The organism is Actinoplanes sp. CA-131856 (genome assembly GCF_050956135.1).
GTDB lineage: Bacteria > Actinomycetota > Actinomycetes > Mycobacteriales > Micromonosporaceae > Actinoplanes.
Genome location: NZ_CP191849.1, coordinates 2,042,423 through 2,057,534 on the forward strand (window position 1 = coordinate 2,042,423; position 15,112 = coordinate 2,057,534).

General features: G+C 71.3%; 14 protein-coding genes and 1 pseudogene. All 15 read left to right on the forward strand.

The genetic code is table 11. From position 1 onward, the window contains the following. The first annotated feature begins 59 nt into the window (after window positions 1-59). The gene (locus ACQP2X_RS09825) at window positions 60-1,427 is read left to right on the forward strand and encodes an FtsW/RodA/SpoVE family cell cycle protein (RefSeq protein ID WP_498695907.1); all 1,368 of its coding nucleotides are present in this window, start codon (window positions 60-62) and stop codon (window positions 1,425-1,427) included. Then, window positions 1,427-2,539, forward strand: a complete 1,113-nt coding sequence (murG, locus tag ACQP2X_RS09830) for an undecaprenyldiphospho-muramoylpentapeptide beta-N-acetylglucosaminyltransferase (protein ID WP_498695909.1) — start codon at window positions 1,427-1,429, stop codon at window positions 2,537-2,539. Before ACQP2X_RS09825 ends, murG begins: the two co-directional genes overlap by 1 nt. Before the next feature lie 25 nt (window positions 2,540-2,564). After that, a complete protein-coding gene (gene murC / locus ACQP2X_RS09835; protein WP_498695910.1) occupies window positions 2,565-4,034 on the forward strand; it encodes a UDP-N-acetylmuramate--L-alanine ligase in 1,470 nt (489 codons plus the stop codon). 7 nt (window positions 4,035-4,041) lie between these two features. Further along, window positions 4,042-4,806, forward strand: coding sequence for a cell division protein FtsQ/DivIB (locus ACQP2X_RS09840; protein ID WP_498695911.1), 765 nt, complete (start codon window positions 4,042-4,044; stop codon window positions 4,804-4,806). A 289-nt stretch (window positions 4,807-5,095) separates the two neighbouring features. Continuing rightward, complete coding sequence (gene ftsZ, locus ACQP2X_RS09845) at window positions 5,096-6,229, forward strand: cell division protein FtsZ (protein ID WP_498695913.1); 1,134 nt, start codon at window positions 5,096-5,098, stop codon at window positions 6,227-6,229. Beyond that, window positions 6,226-6,939: a YggS family pyridoxal phosphate-dependent enzyme gene (locus tag ACQP2X_RS09850; RefSeq protein ID WP_498700886.1), complete on the forward strand. Its 714-nt coding sequence runs from the start codon at window positions 6,226-6,228 to the stop codon at window positions 6,937-6,939. The genes ftsZ and ACQP2X_RS09850 overlap by 4 nt, the downstream gene beginning before the upstream one ends. Window positions 6,940-7,184: 245 nt before the next feature. Further along, window positions 7,185-7,865, forward strand: a complete 681-nt coding sequence (locus ACQP2X_RS09855) for a cell division protein SepF (protein ID WP_498695914.1) — start codon at window positions 7,185-7,187, stop codon at window positions 7,863-7,865. Between the two features lie 47 nt (window positions 7,866-7,912). After that, the gene (locus ACQP2X_RS09860; protein ID WP_097322621.1) at window positions 7,913-8,218 is read left to right on the forward strand and encodes a YggT family protein; all 306 of its coding nucleotides are present in this window, start codon (window positions 7,913-7,915) and stop codon (window positions 8,216-8,218) included. 42 nt (window positions 8,219-8,260) lie between these two features. Beyond that, window positions 8,261-9,079 carry a DivIVA domain-containing protein gene (locus ACQP2X_RS09865; protein ID WP_097322546.1) on the forward strand — a complete coding sequence of 273 codons (819 nt, stop codon included), beginning with the start codon at window positions 8,261-8,263 and terminating at the stop codon, window positions 9,077-9,079. A 48-nt stretch (window positions 9,080-9,127) separates the two neighbouring features. Beyond that, window positions 9,128-9,340, forward strand: a pseudogene (locus tag ACQP2X_RS09870) (hypothetical protein); the annotation flags it as partial. Window positions 9,341-11,036: 1,696 nt separating this feature from the next. Continuing rightward, window positions 11,037-11,363 carry a DUF167 domain-containing protein gene (locus ACQP2X_RS09875; protein WP_498695915.1) on the forward strand — a complete coding sequence of 109 codons (327 nt, stop codon included), beginning with the start codon at window positions 11,037-11,039 and terminating at the stop codon, window positions 11,361-11,363. Further along, entirely contained in the window at window positions 11,360-12,895 is a 1,536-nt protein-coding gene (locus tag ACQP2X_RS09880) for a potassium/proton antiporter (RefSeq protein ID WP_498695917.1), read from the forward strand. Before ACQP2X_RS09875 ends, ACQP2X_RS09880 begins: the two co-directional genes overlap by 4 nt. A 296-nt stretch (window positions 12,896-13,191) precedes the next feature. Then, window positions 13,192-13,599: a TraR/DksA family transcriptional regulator gene (locus ACQP2X_RS09885; RefSeq protein WP_498695919.1), complete on the forward strand. Its 408-nt coding sequence runs from the start codon at window positions 13,192-13,194 to the stop codon at window positions 13,597-13,599. Between the two features lie 29 nt (window positions 13,600-13,628). Beyond that, a complete protein-coding gene (gene lspA, locus ACQP2X_RS09890) occupies window positions 13,629-14,183 on the forward strand; it encodes a signal peptidase II (protein WP_498700889.1) in 555 nt (184 codons plus the stop codon). 41 nt (window positions 14,184-14,224) lie between these two features. After that, window positions 14,225-15,112, forward strand: a complete 888-nt coding sequence (locus tag ACQP2X_RS09895) for an RluA family pseudouridine synthase (RefSeq protein WP_498700891.1) — start codon at window positions 14,225-14,227, stop codon at window positions 15,110-15,112.

Below are 15,112 nucleotides of genomic sequence, written 5' to 3' on the forward strand. Positions count from 1 at the left end.
TGGGCGACACGCCAGGGTCGTGACAGGCTCTCGCGTGTCGCCGCGACCATGATGAGGAAATGGCGGACGACCGTACCCAACAGGCGCCTCGCCCGTCCTTGAGCCGGCAGCTGCTGCCCGCCGTGCACGGGCTGCTGGCGCGTCCCCTCTCCTCGTACTATCTGCTGCTGTCGAGCTCGGGCCTGCTGCTGCTGATCGGCCTGACCATGGTCTTCTCGGCCACCAGCGTCGAGGCGTACGCCAAGAACGGCAATGCCTTCAGCGCGATCAGCAGCCAGGCCGTCTTCGCCCTGCTCGGCCTGGTCGCGTTCTGGGTGTGCCAGCGGCTGCCGGCCGGCACCCTGCGCGACCTCGGCAAGTACGTCCTGGCCGTGGCCATCGCCCTGCTGGCCCTGCTCGACCTGATCAACGCGCTGAAGTCGCTGCACGTCATCGGCCCGAAGCAGGGCCTCGGCCCGGTCCGCGCCGACCTGCTCTGGCTCTACTTCGGCCCGATCGGCCTTCAGCCGGCCGAGTTCGCCAAGCTCGGCATGGTGCTGTGGGGCGCCGACGTGATCGCCCGCAAGGGCCCGGCCCTCGGGCACTGGCGTGAGCTGTCCCGCCCGCTGTTCCCGGTCATCGGCCTGCTCTTCGTGCTGGTCGGCTACAACGACCTGGGCACCATGCTGGTGCTGCTGGCGCTGACCGTCGGCCTCCTCTGGGCGGCCGGCGTCCGGCTGCGGATCTTCGCCGCGCTCGGCGTGCTCGGCCTGGCCGGCATCAGCCTGCTCATCGCGGCCGCGTCCGGCGGCGCCGGCTCCGGTGAGAAGGGCGCCGAGAACTACCGGCTGGCCCGTCTCACCAACTTCCTCCAGCCGCTCGACCAGTGCGACCTCGACGGTCCCTGCTACCAGCTCATCCAGGCCCGCTCGGCGATCTTCGAGGGCGGCTGGTTCGGTGTCGGGCTGGGCAAGGGCGCGCTGAAGTGGAACTGGCTGCCCGAGGCGGAGAACGACTTCATCTTCGCCGTCGTGGCCGAGGAGCTCGGTGTGGTCGGCTGCGCGATCATCCTGGCCCTGTTCTCGGTGCTGGCCTACACCGGCTTCCGGATCGCCCGGCGCTCGCAGGACCCGTTCCGCCGGCTGGCCGCCACCGCGATCACCACCTGGCTGGTGGCCCAGGCCGTGATCAACATCGGCGGCGTGACCGGCATGCTGCCCATCACCGGCCTTCCGCTGCCGTTCATCTCCGCTGGTGGCAGCGCCCTGGTCGTCACCATGGCGGCGGTCGGCATCCTGGCCTCGTTCGCCCGCGCCGAGCCGGACGCGTCACGTGCCCTGAACGCCCGTCCGCCCGCTCGGTGGGTACGGCTACTCTGGGCCCCGCTGCCGCCCGTCCCCCCGCAACGGCGGCCTGCTGAGAGTGCGGGAGCTGGAAGGAGACGGTGATGGCAACGCTGCGGTCGGTAGTGCTCGCCGGAGGAGGCACCGGCGGTCACATCTATCCGCTGCTCGCCTTCGCCGACGCCCTGCGACGGCACTTCCCCGACGTGCGGATCACCACGCTGGGCAGCCCCAAGGGCATGGAGAACGACCTGATCCCGCCGGCCGGATACGACCTGCGGGTCATCCCGGCGTTCCAGCTGCCGCGGTCGATCAACATGAACCTGCTGCGCACCCCCGACCGCATGTACAAGTCCTCGCAGGCGGCCGCCAAGATCCTCGAAGAGGTACAGGCCGACGTCGTCGTGGGCTTCGGCGGGTACGTCTCGGTGCCGGCCTATCTGGCCGCATGGCGCCGCGAGGTGCCGATCGTGATCCACGAGGTGAACGTGCCGCCGGGTGTGGCCAACCGGATGGGCATGAAGTTCACCAAGAACATCGCCGTCGGCTTCCCGCAGCAGCCGCAGCTGGCCGAGTCGCTGCGCGACGCCCGGGTGGTCGGCGTCCCGCTGCGCACGGCCCTCTCGCACCTCGACCGGGCGGCGCTGCGCCCGCAGGCCCTCTACCAGTTCGGCCTGCGTCCCGACCTGCCCGTGCTCTTCGTCTCGGGCGGGTCGTCCGGCGCCCGTACGATCAATCTGGCCGTCGCCGCCGCGGCTAAGCGTCTGGCCCACTCGGGCATCCAGGTCCTGCATGTCCAGGGCGGGCGCAACGACCCGTTCGACGTGCCCACCGACCTGCCCGTGCCCTACCGGGTGCTGCCCTATCTGTCGGACATGCAGCTGGGATACGCGGCGGCCGACCTCATGCTCTGCCGCGGCGGCGCGATCACGGTGGCCGAGACCACCGCGCTCGGCGTGCCCGCGGTCTACGTGCCGTACCCGCACAGCAACCAGGAGCAGAAGCGCAACGCGCTGCCGGTCGTCGAGGCCGGCGGCGGCGTCCTGGTGGACAACTCGGAACTCACCCCCGAGTGGATCGAGCAGAACATCATCCCGCTGGCGCGGGACAGGCAGCGCCTCGCTGCGATGAGCATGGCCGCTTCCCGGTACGGTCGCCGCGACGGTGACGAAGCGCTGCTCGAGTTCGTTCTGGAAGCGGTGGCCAAGGCCCGATGACTGACGCGATCAAGGGAGCAGGACTGTGAACACGGCGGAGCTGAGGCCGGCCGGCGAGTTGACCGCCGAGGACCTCGGCAGTGTGCACCTCATCGGGATCGGCGGGGTCGGCATGGCGGGCCTGGCCCGGTTGCTGCTCACCCGGGGTGTCCCGGTCTCGGGCAGTGAGCTGCGCGAGTGGCCGGCGCTGGCCGGGCTGCGCGCGCTGGGCGGCACGGTGCACATGGCGCACGTCGAGTCGAACCTCGACGGTGTCGACACGGTCGTCTACTCCACGGCCATCCCGGCCGACCACCTGGAGCTGGTCGAGGCGCGCCGCCGCGGGCTGCGCGTGCTGCACCGGTCCGAGGCGCTGGCGGCCGCGATGACGAACCGGCAGACGATCGCCGTGGCCGGCACGCACGGCAAGACGACCACCACCTCGATCATGACGGTGATCCTCCAGCACGCCGGGCAGGACCCGTCGTTCGTGATCGGCGGGGAGATCTCCGAGGCCGGCTCGAACGGCCACCACGGCACCGGCCCGCACTTCGTGGCCGAGGCCGACGAGAGCGACAAGTCGTTCCTGATCTACCGCCCGCACGTCGCGATCATCACCAACATCGAGGGCGACCACCTCAACAACTGGGGCGACCTCGAGGGCCTCAAGGCCGGCTTCCTCCAGTTCGCCGAGCTCGCCGACCCCGAGGGCTTCGTGGTCACGTGCGCCGACGACGAGGGCACGCAAGAACTCATCGCGGCGCTCAAGGCCAAGGGCAAGACCGTTTACACGTACGGCGAGAGCCCGTCGGCCGATCTCCGCATCTCCGACGTCGTCTCCACCGTCAGCGGCGTCCGCTATCAGGCCGAGCTCGACGGCAAGCCGCTCGGCGAGATCAGGCTGGCGCTGCCCGGCAAGCACATGGGCCTCAACAGCGCCGCCGCCGTGCTGACCGCGCTGCGCCTGGGCCTGCCCCTCGACAAGACCGTCGAGGCGCTGGCCTCCTTCCCGGGTGTGCGCCGCCGCTTCGAGCGCAAGGGGATCGCCGCCGGTGTGCGTGTGTACGACGAGTACGCGTACCACCCGACCTCGGTCAAGGCCGCGCTGCGGACGCTGCGCGAGGTGGCCGGCGACGGCCGCCTCCTGGTGGTCTTCCAGCCGTACCGCGTCTATCGCACCCGCGACCTCGAGGCCGAGCTGGCCGAGGGTCTGAGCCTGGCCGACCAGGCGATCGTCATGGAGGTCTTCGGACCGGGCGAGGTGCGCGGGCCGGGCGAGGGCGGCGTGTCGCTGACCGCGGCCGTCGACCTGCCGGCCGACCAGAAGGTCTTCGTGCCCGACTGGGAGGACGTGCCGGCCGAGGTGGTGCGGCGTAGCCGACCGGGCGACGTGGTGGTGACCATGGGCGCGCCGCCGATCTCGCTGATGGGCGACGAGCTGCTCTCGGCGCTGGCCGAGGCCGACCTGCAGCCGGCGCCGTCGCAGTCCACGGGCAACGCGCTGGAAGAGCGGTAGTCCGCCGGTGAGCGGGGGCGGGCGCAACTGGCGGCTCGTGCGGGCGGACACCGACGCGGTGCCCGCCTCGGCCCGCCGTTTCATGGCCCGCGCCCGCAAGCGCAAGCTGCGTGCCGTCCTGCCGTGGGCGATCGCCGCGGGCGTGCTCGCCCTGGCCGGCATCGTGTCCTGGGTCGTCTACGGCACGTCGCTGCTCGGCGTGCGGGACGTGAAGGTGGTCGGCACCCAGTTCCTCACCCCGCTGCAGATCGAGCAGGCGGCCTCGGTGCCGCAGAACGAGCCGCTGGCCCGCGTCGACCTTGGCGCGGTGCGGGCCAAGGTGCGCACGCTGCCGGCCGTCGACCGGGTCGTGGTGCGGCGCAGTTGGCCGTCCACCCTGGTGGTCGAGGTGGTGGAGCGTACGCCGGTGGCCGCCGTGCCCGCGGCCGGCCAGTTCTCGCTGATCGACCGCGAGGGCGTGCCCTATCGCACGGTCCAGCAGGCGCCGTCCGGGCTGCCGTTGGTGCGCACGCCGTCGCCGGGCCCGCAGGACGTGAACACCAGGTCGGCGCTGACCGTGCTCGGGGCGCTCAGCGAGGAGCTGCGCGAGCAGCTGGTCGCGGTGGCGGTGCCGAAGCCGGCGCAGATCAAGCTGGAGCTGAAGAAGGACCGCACGGTGGTCTGGGGCGACGACACCCAGAGCGACACCAAGAGCCAGGTGGCCACCGCGCTGCTGAAGCGCAAGGGCAGCGAGATCGACGTCAGCGCGCCGTCGGTCGTGACGATCCGCTAATATCTGCCATAAGCGGACAAACGACGCGTTTTGGTCGAGGTTACTGGTCCGTCGGATGTTCGCCACGTAAGCGGACGCCGACACGCCGCGCCGGGTCTTTGGTTGACATCGCAATGCCGCATACGTTGCCACCAGAGGCTGAGTGGTTGACATAACCCTAAGCCTCTAGTAGAGGGTGAGGGTTTCCTCGCCCTCCCTTGTACGGCAGCGGATGCCGACGCGTGGTCTGGCCGGACCGCGCCGGGGCCTAACGGCATCCACTAACCCTGGAAGGGAAGGCTGAGAGCCCATGACACCTCCCCACAACTACCTGGCGGTCATCAAGGTCGTCGGTATCGGTGGCGGCGGCGTGAACGCCGTGAACCGCATGATCGAGGTCGGGCTCAAGGGCGTCGAGTTCATCGCGATCAACACCGACGCGCAGGCGCTGCTGATGAGCGACGCCGACGTCAAGCTCGACGTCGGCCGGGAGCTCACCCGCGGCCTCGGCGCCGGCGCCCAGCCCGAGGTCGGCAAGAACGCCGCCGAGGACCACCGCGACGAGATCGAAGAGGTGCTCAAGGGCGCCGACATGGTCTTCGTGACGTGCGGCGAGGGCGGCGGCACCGGAACCGGCGGCGCGCCCGTCGTGGCCAACATCGCCCGCAAGCTCGGCGCGCTCACCATCGGCGTGGTCACCCGGCCGTTCTCGTTCGAGGGCAAGCGCCGCCAGGTGCAGGCCGAGGCCGGCATCGACGAGCTGCGCAACCAGTGCGACACGCTCATCGTGATCCCGAACGACCGGCTGCTCGCGCTCGGCGACCGCGGCATCAGCATGATGGACGCGTTCCGCCAGGCCGACCAGGTGCTGCTCTCCGGTGTGCAGGGCATCACCGACCTGATCACCACGCCCGGTCTGATCAACCTGGACTTTGCCGATGTCAAGAGCGTCATGAGCAACGCCGGCAGCGCCCTCATGGGCATCGGCAGCGCCCGCGGCGACAACCGCGCCGTCGAGGCGGCCGAGCGGGCCATCTCCAGCCCGCTGCTGGAGCAGAGCATGGACGGCGCCCGTGGGGTGCTGCTCTCCATCGCCGGCGGCTCCGACCTCGGCCTGTTCGAGATCAACGACGCCGCCCAGCTGGTCACCGACGCGGCCCACCCGGACGCGAACATCATCTTCGGCGCGGTCATCGACGACGCGCTCGGCGACGAGGTGCGGGTCACGGTCATCGCGGCCGGCTTCGACGGGGGCACACCCTCGTACAAGCCGTCCGAGCCGGCCCGCAAGGTGATCCAGCAGCCGGCCGCCCCGCCGGCACAGACGCCGGCCCCGGCCGCGCCCGCGGTCAGCACGCCGCCGCCGGCCACGACGACCCCGACCCCGCGCCGGGTGCTCTTCGACGACGTCGACGTGCCGGACTTCCTGAAGAACGGCTCCTGACGGCGGTGACTGATCGGCGGGCCGAGCTGTCGGCGGCCCTGGATGAGGTGCGCGGGCGGATCGCCCGCGCCTGCACGGCGGCCGGACGGCCGGAGGATGCCGTGCACTTGGTGGCGGTGACCAAGACGTACCCGGCGAGTGACGTGGTGTTGCTCGCCGGGCTCGGCGTCACCGACGTGGGGGAGAACCGCGACCAGGAGGCCGCGGGAAAGGCCGCCTCCGTCGCCGCGGCCGGGGCGACGCCGCGATGGCACTTCATCGGGCAGCTCCAGCGCAACAAGGCGCGTTCGGTGGCGTCCTATGCCGACGTTGTCCAGTCGGTCGACTCGGTACGGCTGGCCGACGCTCTGGCCCGCGCGGCCTCTTCGCTGCGCGATGATCCCCTCGAGGCGCTGGTGCAGGTGAGCATCGACGGCGATCCGGCGCGTGGGGGCGCGGCCGGCGACGACATCTGGCGTGTATCCGACTCCATCGCCTCGGCGTCGTCGCTGCGGCTGGGTGGCGTGATGGCGGTGGCGCCGACGGACTGGGCCCCCGACCGCGCGTTCGAGCAGCTCAAGTCGATCTCGGACCGTCTGATCGCGTCACACCCGGATTCAAAGATGATCTCCGCGGGTATGAGCGGCGACCTGGAGGCGGCGGTCCGGCACGGCGCGACACACGTCCGGATCGGCACTTCTTTGCTCGGAATGCGAAACCCGCTGCGGTAGCCTTGCGGCGGGCAGCAAACTACATAGGTGTTGTTTAACGCGGCGCCACTCGCGAAGGTGGCCGGCGCGTCCGACGACGCGGCGTCGCCGCAGCGTGCGGTCCCTTTCGGACCGGGCCTGGGGTGCGAGGGGGGACAGCGAAAGCGCAGGGGGTGCGTTTCGCGCAGCGGACGAAGGTGGGGGCACATGGCTGGTCGGGTCGGCGCCGAGCGGGGTCACGCTCGGATGCGGGATGGGGTGAGGGCATGAGCGCCATTCGTAAGGCGGGCGTCTGGCTGGGCCTCGTCGAGGAGGACGAAGACCGCGACTACGGGTACCGCGAGGACTCGTACCACCAGCGGGACCGCCGCTACTCCGGCAGCCGCTACGAGAACGACATCGACGAGGACGACGAGGAGTTCGAGGAGGAGCGCGCGGTGCCCCGGGCTCGCACCGAGCGCGCCGGCCGTCGCCTCTCCCACACCGACGTCGAGGACGAGCCGGTCGAGCGCACCGAGCGCGCGAGCGTCCGCTCCATCACCCGATCGGGGTCCTCTTCCGGTGATTCGGCGCTGAGCTACTCGACGCGGGAAAATCTGGCCCTCGCTCCGCAGACTGTGCACCAGGCGCCGCCGCAGCCGGCGCCCCGGCCGGTCGAGGAGGAGCAGCGCTACCAGATCACGACCCTGCACCCGACTACGTACCGTGAGGCCCGCACCATCGGAGAGCACTTCCGGGACGGTGTTCCGGTCATCATCAATCTCACTGAGATGGATGAAGGTGACGCCCGCCGGCTGGTCGACTTCGCGGCCGGTCTGGCCTTCGGTCTTCGCGGTACGATCGAGCGCGTGACGAACCGGGTGTTCCTGCTCTCACCGGCGAATGTCCAGGTCACCGCGGAGGACAAGGCCAAGATCGCTGAAGGCGGGTTCTTCAGCCAGGGCTAGCAGCCTCGGCGCCCGGCTTAACCCGAATGGGGGAGGACTCGAGCACCGTGCTCTCGGTCGTGTTCCAAATCTTGTATTTGCTCGTATATATCTTCTTTCTCGTCCTGCTTGCCAGGTTCGTGCTGGGTGCGGTACTTCAGTACGGGCGCCGGTGGCAACCCAGTCGTGGGGCGTCGGCGGCACTGGAAACGGTGTGGAGCGTCACTGATCCGCCCCTCAAGGCGTTGAGGCGTGTGATCCCACCGCTGCGCATTGGTAACGTGAGCTTGGACCTGGCTTCCATCGTGCTGCTGGTTATCCTGTTCGTGCTCATGAGGTTCGTGTTGCAGAGACTGATACTGAACTTCAGCTAGACAGCAGCCCCACCGCGGCCGCAACTGACCCGAGGAGTTTCGATGCCGCTGACCCCGGCCGACGTGCACAACGTCGCCTTCAAGAAGCCCCCGATCGGCAAGCGGGGGTACGACGAGGAGGAGGTCGACGCCTTCCTTGACGAGGTCGAGCGCGAGCTCGCCCGTCTGATCGAGGAGAACAACGAGCTGCGCGCCCAGGTGGAGCGCGGCGGTCGGGGTGGCGCGCCAGCCGGTCCTTCCGCCGACCCGCGCCTCGCCGCGGAGCTCAACGACGTCAAGGCTCAGCTCGACCGGGTGCAGCGCGACAAGGCCCAGGCCGAGCAGGCCGCCCGGCAGATGCAGGCCGAGCTCGAGCAGGTCCGCGCCGCGGGCCCGGTCGGCGGTGGCGCCGCGAGCGGCGGCGCCGACGGCGAGCAGCAGGCCCTGCGGGTGCTCATGATGGCCCAGCGCACCGCCGACGACCACGTCGCCGACGCGCGCCGCGAGGCCGACAAGCTCCTCTCCGACGCCCGTTCCAAGGCGGAAGAGGTCACTCGTGAGGCCCGCGCCAAGGCCGACGCCCTCGAGCGTGACGCGCGTCAGCGTCACCAGGAGGCCATGGGCGGTCTCGACGCGAAGCGCACGGCGCTGCAGAAGCACATCGAGGAGCTGAAGCAGTTCGAGCGCGAGTACCGCACGCGCCTGAAGGCCTACCTCGAGAGCCAGCTGCGCGACCTCGACGGCCGGGGCCAGGGCCTCGAGGCCGAGATGTCGCGGGCCGACTCCGGGCGCGCCGTCGGTGGCAGCGGTGGTCTCGCCGCGGCCGGTCTCGCCGGTTCGTACGGTGGTGGCCGCGCCAACTCCATCGAGTCCGGGCGCTAAGCCTCCGCCACCCATCTCCCGCCGGTTTTCTCACGACGAGGATGAGCCATGATTGTCGCTAGTCTTCTGCTCATCCTCGTCGCGGTGGCCCTGCTCGTCATGGGCCTCACCGGCGGGTCGAGCAACCTGCTCATCAGCTCCATCGTGGCCAGCCTGGTGGCCGCGGTCTTCCTCGTGGTCGGCGCCCGTCAGGCGGCCTCGGCCCGGCGCGCGGCCACGCGCACCACGCCTGCCGACGAGACCCGCCCAGTCGGTTATCCGGCCGACGGCTACCCGGCCGGCGACTATGCCGTCGAGGACTATCCCGACGAGGCCTTCGTGGCGGAGCCCGAGTTCGCCGCGCAGGCGGCCGGCGGCGAGCCGGCCCGGCGCCGTCGCGCCTCCGACGATCCTCCTCCGCCGCCCGGCCCGTCCGCAGCCGAATCCGGTTCCAGGGACACAGTCCAGTTCGACGCCGTAGGCGACACCGACCCCCGCCTCTCGACGCAGCCCACCGGCGAGGTGCCGCCGGGCGATTTGTCCGCCGATGAGGCTCATGCGGCGGGTTGGCGGGACGCTCGGGAGGCCATGGCCGCCGATCTGAACCGGGACCGCCCCACCCGAAGCGACGTCGCTGACCGTGACGCCTACCGCGAGTCCGCTGACCGTGACGCCGTCCGCGAGTCAGCCGATCGCGAGGCCTACCGCGAGCCCGTCGACCGTGACGCCTACCGCGATGCCGGCGATCGCGAGCCTGATGAGCGGTCGGCTCGGGGCGACTCCGGCGAGCAGTTCGCCCAGCCTGAGGCGGGCGAGCGGGTTGCTGAGCGTGAGTCGGGGGCGCCGTTCCTTCGGGGTGAGTCCGGCGGCCAGTCCGCCCAGCGTGAGTCCGGGGAGCAGTTCACCCAGCGCGAGTTCCGCGCGGAGTCCGCCCAGCGCGAGTTCGGGGAGCAGTTCGCCCAGCGTGAGTCCGGGGCGCAGTCCGACCCGAGTGAGTCCGGTGGGTCGGCCGTTCAGCGCGATCCGGTCGGCCGGGGCGATTCCGCCGATCAGGACACCCGCGAGACCGGGCCCGACTACGACCGGGCGTCGTCAGCGATCAACGCGGCCCGCAGCGAGAACCCGGGCGAGGACGCCTGGCGCCGCGATCCGGGCGCGAACCCGGAGGCCGCCGCGGACGAGGGCTTCGCCGAGCCCGACGTGGACGACCCGGACGACGAGCCGCTGCCCCAGTCGGTGCGCCCCACCGACGCGGTGCGCGTGGCCCGCCTCGACGCCGAGGTGCTGGTGGTGGACGGGCGTCCCCGCTACCACCTGCCCGACTGCCCCCACCTGGTAGGCCGCCTGACCGAGCCCATCCCGGTCGGCGAGGCCGTCGAACTGGGCTTCAGCCCATGCGGCCTGTGCCGCCCAGTAGACCGCCTCGTGGCAAGCGCCGTCCAGCGCTGACCCTGCGGCCCTCGTCGCTGCCGGTGCTGGACGCTACCTGGTCCGCTGACGGCCGATCGTCGCCCGCACCCGCCGCCTCCGCCCGCATCCGCTTTCGCCTGCTGCCCGCGCTCGGCCCGCGCCCGCCTTCGCCGGCTGGCCGCGCCCGCGCTCGGCCCGCGCCCGCCTTCGCCGGCTGGCCGCGCCCGCGCTCGGCCCGCGCCCGCCTTCGCCGGCTGGCCGCGCCCGCGCTCGGCCCGCGCCCGCCTTCGCCGGCTGCCCGCTCGGCCCGCGCCCGCCTTCGCCGGCTGCCCGCTCGGCCCGCGCCCGCCTTCGCCGGCTGCCCGCTCGGCCCGCGCCCGCCTACGCCGGCTGCCCGCGCCCGCGATCTTGTCCGCCGCCTGCCGCCTGCGCCTGCGTGTGGTTTGTCTGTCGTAGGGTGTCTGAACCATTTATGCGTTTTGGGTGAGCTTGGGCAGCTGTTGTCTGCGCCTGGGGATGAGGGTGCCGGGGCTCTCGTGGTGGGAGCGGGTGATCGGCACAATGGGGCATGGTCAAGCGCAGCGTGCCTCCTGAAGAGCCGACCGTGGTCACCGTGGCGGTGCGGGTCAAGCCGGGGGCCGGGCGGACCAAAGTTGGTGGCGTCTATGCGGGGCCCCATGGGGACGCTCTGATCGTTGCCGTGGGGGCGCCGGCCGTGGATGGCAAGGCGACCGAGGCTGTTCGGCGGGCTCTGGCGGGGGCGCTTGGGGTCAAGGCCGCGGCTGTGGCTCTCAAAGTGGGTGCCACCAGCCGGGACAAGGTCTTCGCCGTCAGTTCGGGGGGCTCGGGGGTTGCTGAGCGTGTGGCAGCTCTGCGTGACGGCCCGCCGGCATGACCGGGAGCCTTGACACCTCTCTGCTCATCGGGGCGGCGGTTCTTCTCGTCGCCGTGGGGGCCGTTCGGCTCTCCACCCGGCTCGGGCTGCCCAGTCTGCTCGTCTACCTGGCCATCGGCATGGTCATCGGGGAGGCGGGGCTCGGAATCCGCTTCGACGACGCCGAGCTGACCCGGAACCTCGGGTTCTGTGCGCTCATCGTGATCATTGCCGAGGGTGGGCTCACCGCCCGATGGACCACGTTGCGGCCGGTGCTGGGGCTCTCCGCCTCGCTGGCCACGGTCGGGGTGGCCGTGAGCATCGCTGTGGTCGGGCTCGCCGTTCATCTGATTCTTGATCTGCCCTGGCAGCTTGCCCTGCTCTACGGGGCCGTTCTGTCGTCCACCGATGCCGCCGCCGTCTTCGCCACTCTGCGGCGGCTCCGGTTGCCGCCCCGGCTGGTGGCCACTCTCGAAGCCGAGTCCGGCATGAACGACGCGCCGGTGGTTCTGCTGGTCGTTCTGCTGAGCGCTACCGAGGTGGGTCAACACCCTTGGTGGTACGAGCTTCTGATCGTCACCTACGAGCTGGCCGCGGGCGCGGCCATCGGGTTCGCGGTCGGCGCCGGAGGGCGCTGGCTGCTCCGGCACGCCGCTCTGCCGTCGGCGGGGCTCTATCCGATCGCCGCCGTGGGGCTCACCGTTCTCGCCTACGCGGCCGGTGCCGTGGCCCATGCTTCGGGGTTCCTCGCCGTCTATGTGGCCGGGGTCGTGCTCGGCAACGGGCGGATCCCGCACCGCCGGGCCATTCTCGGGTTCGCAGACGGGCTGGCCTGGGTTGCCCAGATCGGGCTCTTCGTGCTGCTCGGGCTGCTCTCGTCGCCGTCCCATCTGGGGAGCGCCCTGGTGCCGGCCCTGGTCGTCGGGGTCGCTCTGGTTCTTCTCGCGCGGCCGCTCTCGGTGATCGTCTCGGCCGTGCTGGCCCGGCCCGTGCGGGGGCCCCGACGTCCCGGCAACCGGGTCGGCTGGCGGGGGACCGCCTTTCTGTCCTGGGCGGGGCTGCGTGGGGCAGTGCCGATCGTGCTGGCCACCATTCCGCTCTCGGCCGGCACGCCGGGGGCCGAGGGGCTGTTCGACGCCGTCTTCGTGCTGGTCATCATCTTCACCCTGCTCCAGGCGACCACCCTGGGGCCGGCGGCCCGCCTGCTGAAGGTGACCGCGCCGGCCGAGGCGGCCGAGGTCCATGTGGAGACGGCGCCGCTGGAGCGGCTGAACGCCGACCTGCTGCACATGGACGTCACGCCGGGGTCGCGGCTGGCCGGTGTCCACATCGACGAGCTTCGGCTGCCCAAGGGTGCCTCGGTGAGCCTGGTCGTGCGGGACGGCAACGGCTTCGTGCCGGGGCCGGACACCCGGCTGCGGACCGGGGACGCCCTGCTGATCGTGGCCACCGCGGCCGCCCGGGACGTGGCCGAGCGCCGGCTGCGGGCGGTGAGCCGGCGCGGGCGGCTGGCCCGGTGGTTCGGTGAGGACGGCCGGGAGGAGCGGCACTGAACCGGCCTCGAGTGGCAGGACAGCCCGGCGGCGGACCGGGGAGGGTGACCACCGACTGGCCGCCGTCGTCGAGCCCGGTGGAATCGTCCTGCGGTCGGGGGCGCGAGGACGCGTACGAATGCATGAAGGTTGTCGCTTTCAAATACGTTCCGTATCCTTGCGGTCCTCCGAGAGTGCGCGCCTGCTTCGTTCAGCCGCGCTGTTTTCGCGGGTGGGGGAAGATCACAAGGGGTCGGTGGAGGCGCCGGTCCCAGGAGACGCTGATCGCCGCGCGGGGCGCGGCCGAGGGAGCGACGATGGCCAAGGCAAGCGACACCAAGGCAGCCGCTGCGAAGCGGACGCGCAGCGCCGCCGAGACCGAGAAGATCCGGGTCGCTCTGGTCGAGCGGCGTGACGAGCTCCAGGCCGAATATTCGCAGTCGATCAGCGAGATCACCGAGCTGGCCCGCGACCGCATGGAGGACTCGGCCGGCGACGACCAGGCCGACGCCGGCACCAAGACCTTCGAGCGTGAGCAGGAGATCACTCTGGCGAACAATCTGCTGGAGCGGATCAATCAGGTGGAGCGCGCCATCGACCGCCTCGGCGAGGGGAACTACGGTTGGTGCGAGCGGTGCGGCAACCCCATCCCGGTCGAGCGACTGGCGGCGTTCCCCTCCGCGACTCTCTGTGTGTCTTGCAAGCAGCTGGAGGAACGACGCTGAACGCCGACGAGGCAACGGACGCGACCACCGTGGACGAGCCGGAGCCGGGACCTCGCCCCGGGTTCAGCCGTGCCGCCGTGCTCGTGCTCGCCGCTACCGCCGTGGTGGCCGTGGCCATCGACCAGTGGGTCAAGTGGCTCTCCACCGAAAACCTGACCGAGGGCGAGCCCGTGCGCATCCTCGGCGGGCTGGTCTATCTTTCGCTGCTGCGCAACGGCGGCGCCGCCTTCAGCCTCGGTGAGGGCTACACCTGGGTGTTCCCGCTGATCACCCTCGTGGTGATCGGGTGGATCGCCTTCATGGCGACGAAGCTGCGCTCGGTGCCGTGGGGCATCGCGCTCGGTCTCGTGCTCGGCGGCGCCCTGGGTAACCTGGGAGACCGGCTGTTCCGCGCGCCGTCCTTCCTCCACGGCCACGTGGTCGACATGATCAGCGTCTTCGGGCCGTACGCGGAGTACTTCGCCGTGTTCAACATCGCCGACGCGTGCCTGAGCGTCGGCGTCGTGCTGGCCGTGCTCCTCGAGCTCACCGGCCGGCAGCGGGACGGGCGACGACTCGTACGGAAGAAGGCCGAGAAGCAGTGAGCTCGCAACGATCCCTGCCCGTCCCCGACGGGCTCGACGGCATGCGCCTCGACCAGGCCGTGTCCCGCCTCTTCGGGCTGTCCCGCACGGCCGCGGCGACGCTCGTCGAGGCCGGCGACGCGCTGGTCGACGGCTATCCGCGGCCCAAGTCCGACAAGGTCAGCGCGGGCGCCTGGCTCGAGGTCACCCTGCCGTCGCCGGCGGCCGAGCAGCCGCCGGTGGCGCCCCAGCCCGTGCACGGGCTGACCATCGTCTACAGCGACGACGACATCGTGGTCGTGGACAAGCCGGTCGGCGTGGCCGCGCACCCCAGCCCCGGCTGGACCGGGCCGACAGTGGTCAGCGGGCTGGCCGCCATGGGGCAGAACGTGGCCACCAGCGGCGCCGCCGAGCGCCAGGGCATCGTCCACCGGCTCGACGTCGGCACCACCGGGCTCATGGTCGTGGCCAAGAGCGAGATGGCCTACAGCGTCCTCAAGCGCGCCTTCAAGGAGCGCGAGGTGGACAAGCGCTACCACGCGGTGGTGCAGGGCCACCTCGACCCGCTGCGGGGCACCATCGACGCGCCGATCGACCGGCACCCGACCGCCGACTACAAGTTCGCGGTCATGTCCGACGGCAAGCCCAGCGTGACCCACTACGACACGCTGGAGGCGTTCCGCTCGGCCAGCCTGGTCGACGTGAAGCTGGAGACCGGGCGCACCCACCAGATCCGGGTGCACTTCTCGGCCCTGCGGCACCCGTGCGTGGGCGACACGCAGTACGGCGCCGACCCCACCCTGGCCGCCCGGCTCAAGCTCAACCGGCAGTGGCTGCACGCGCGCGAGCTCGGCTTCCTGCACCCGCGCACCCACGACGAGGTGCGCTTCGTCAGCGACTATCCCGACGACCTGAAGTACGCCCTCGACGTCCTTCAGGACGCGGTCTGA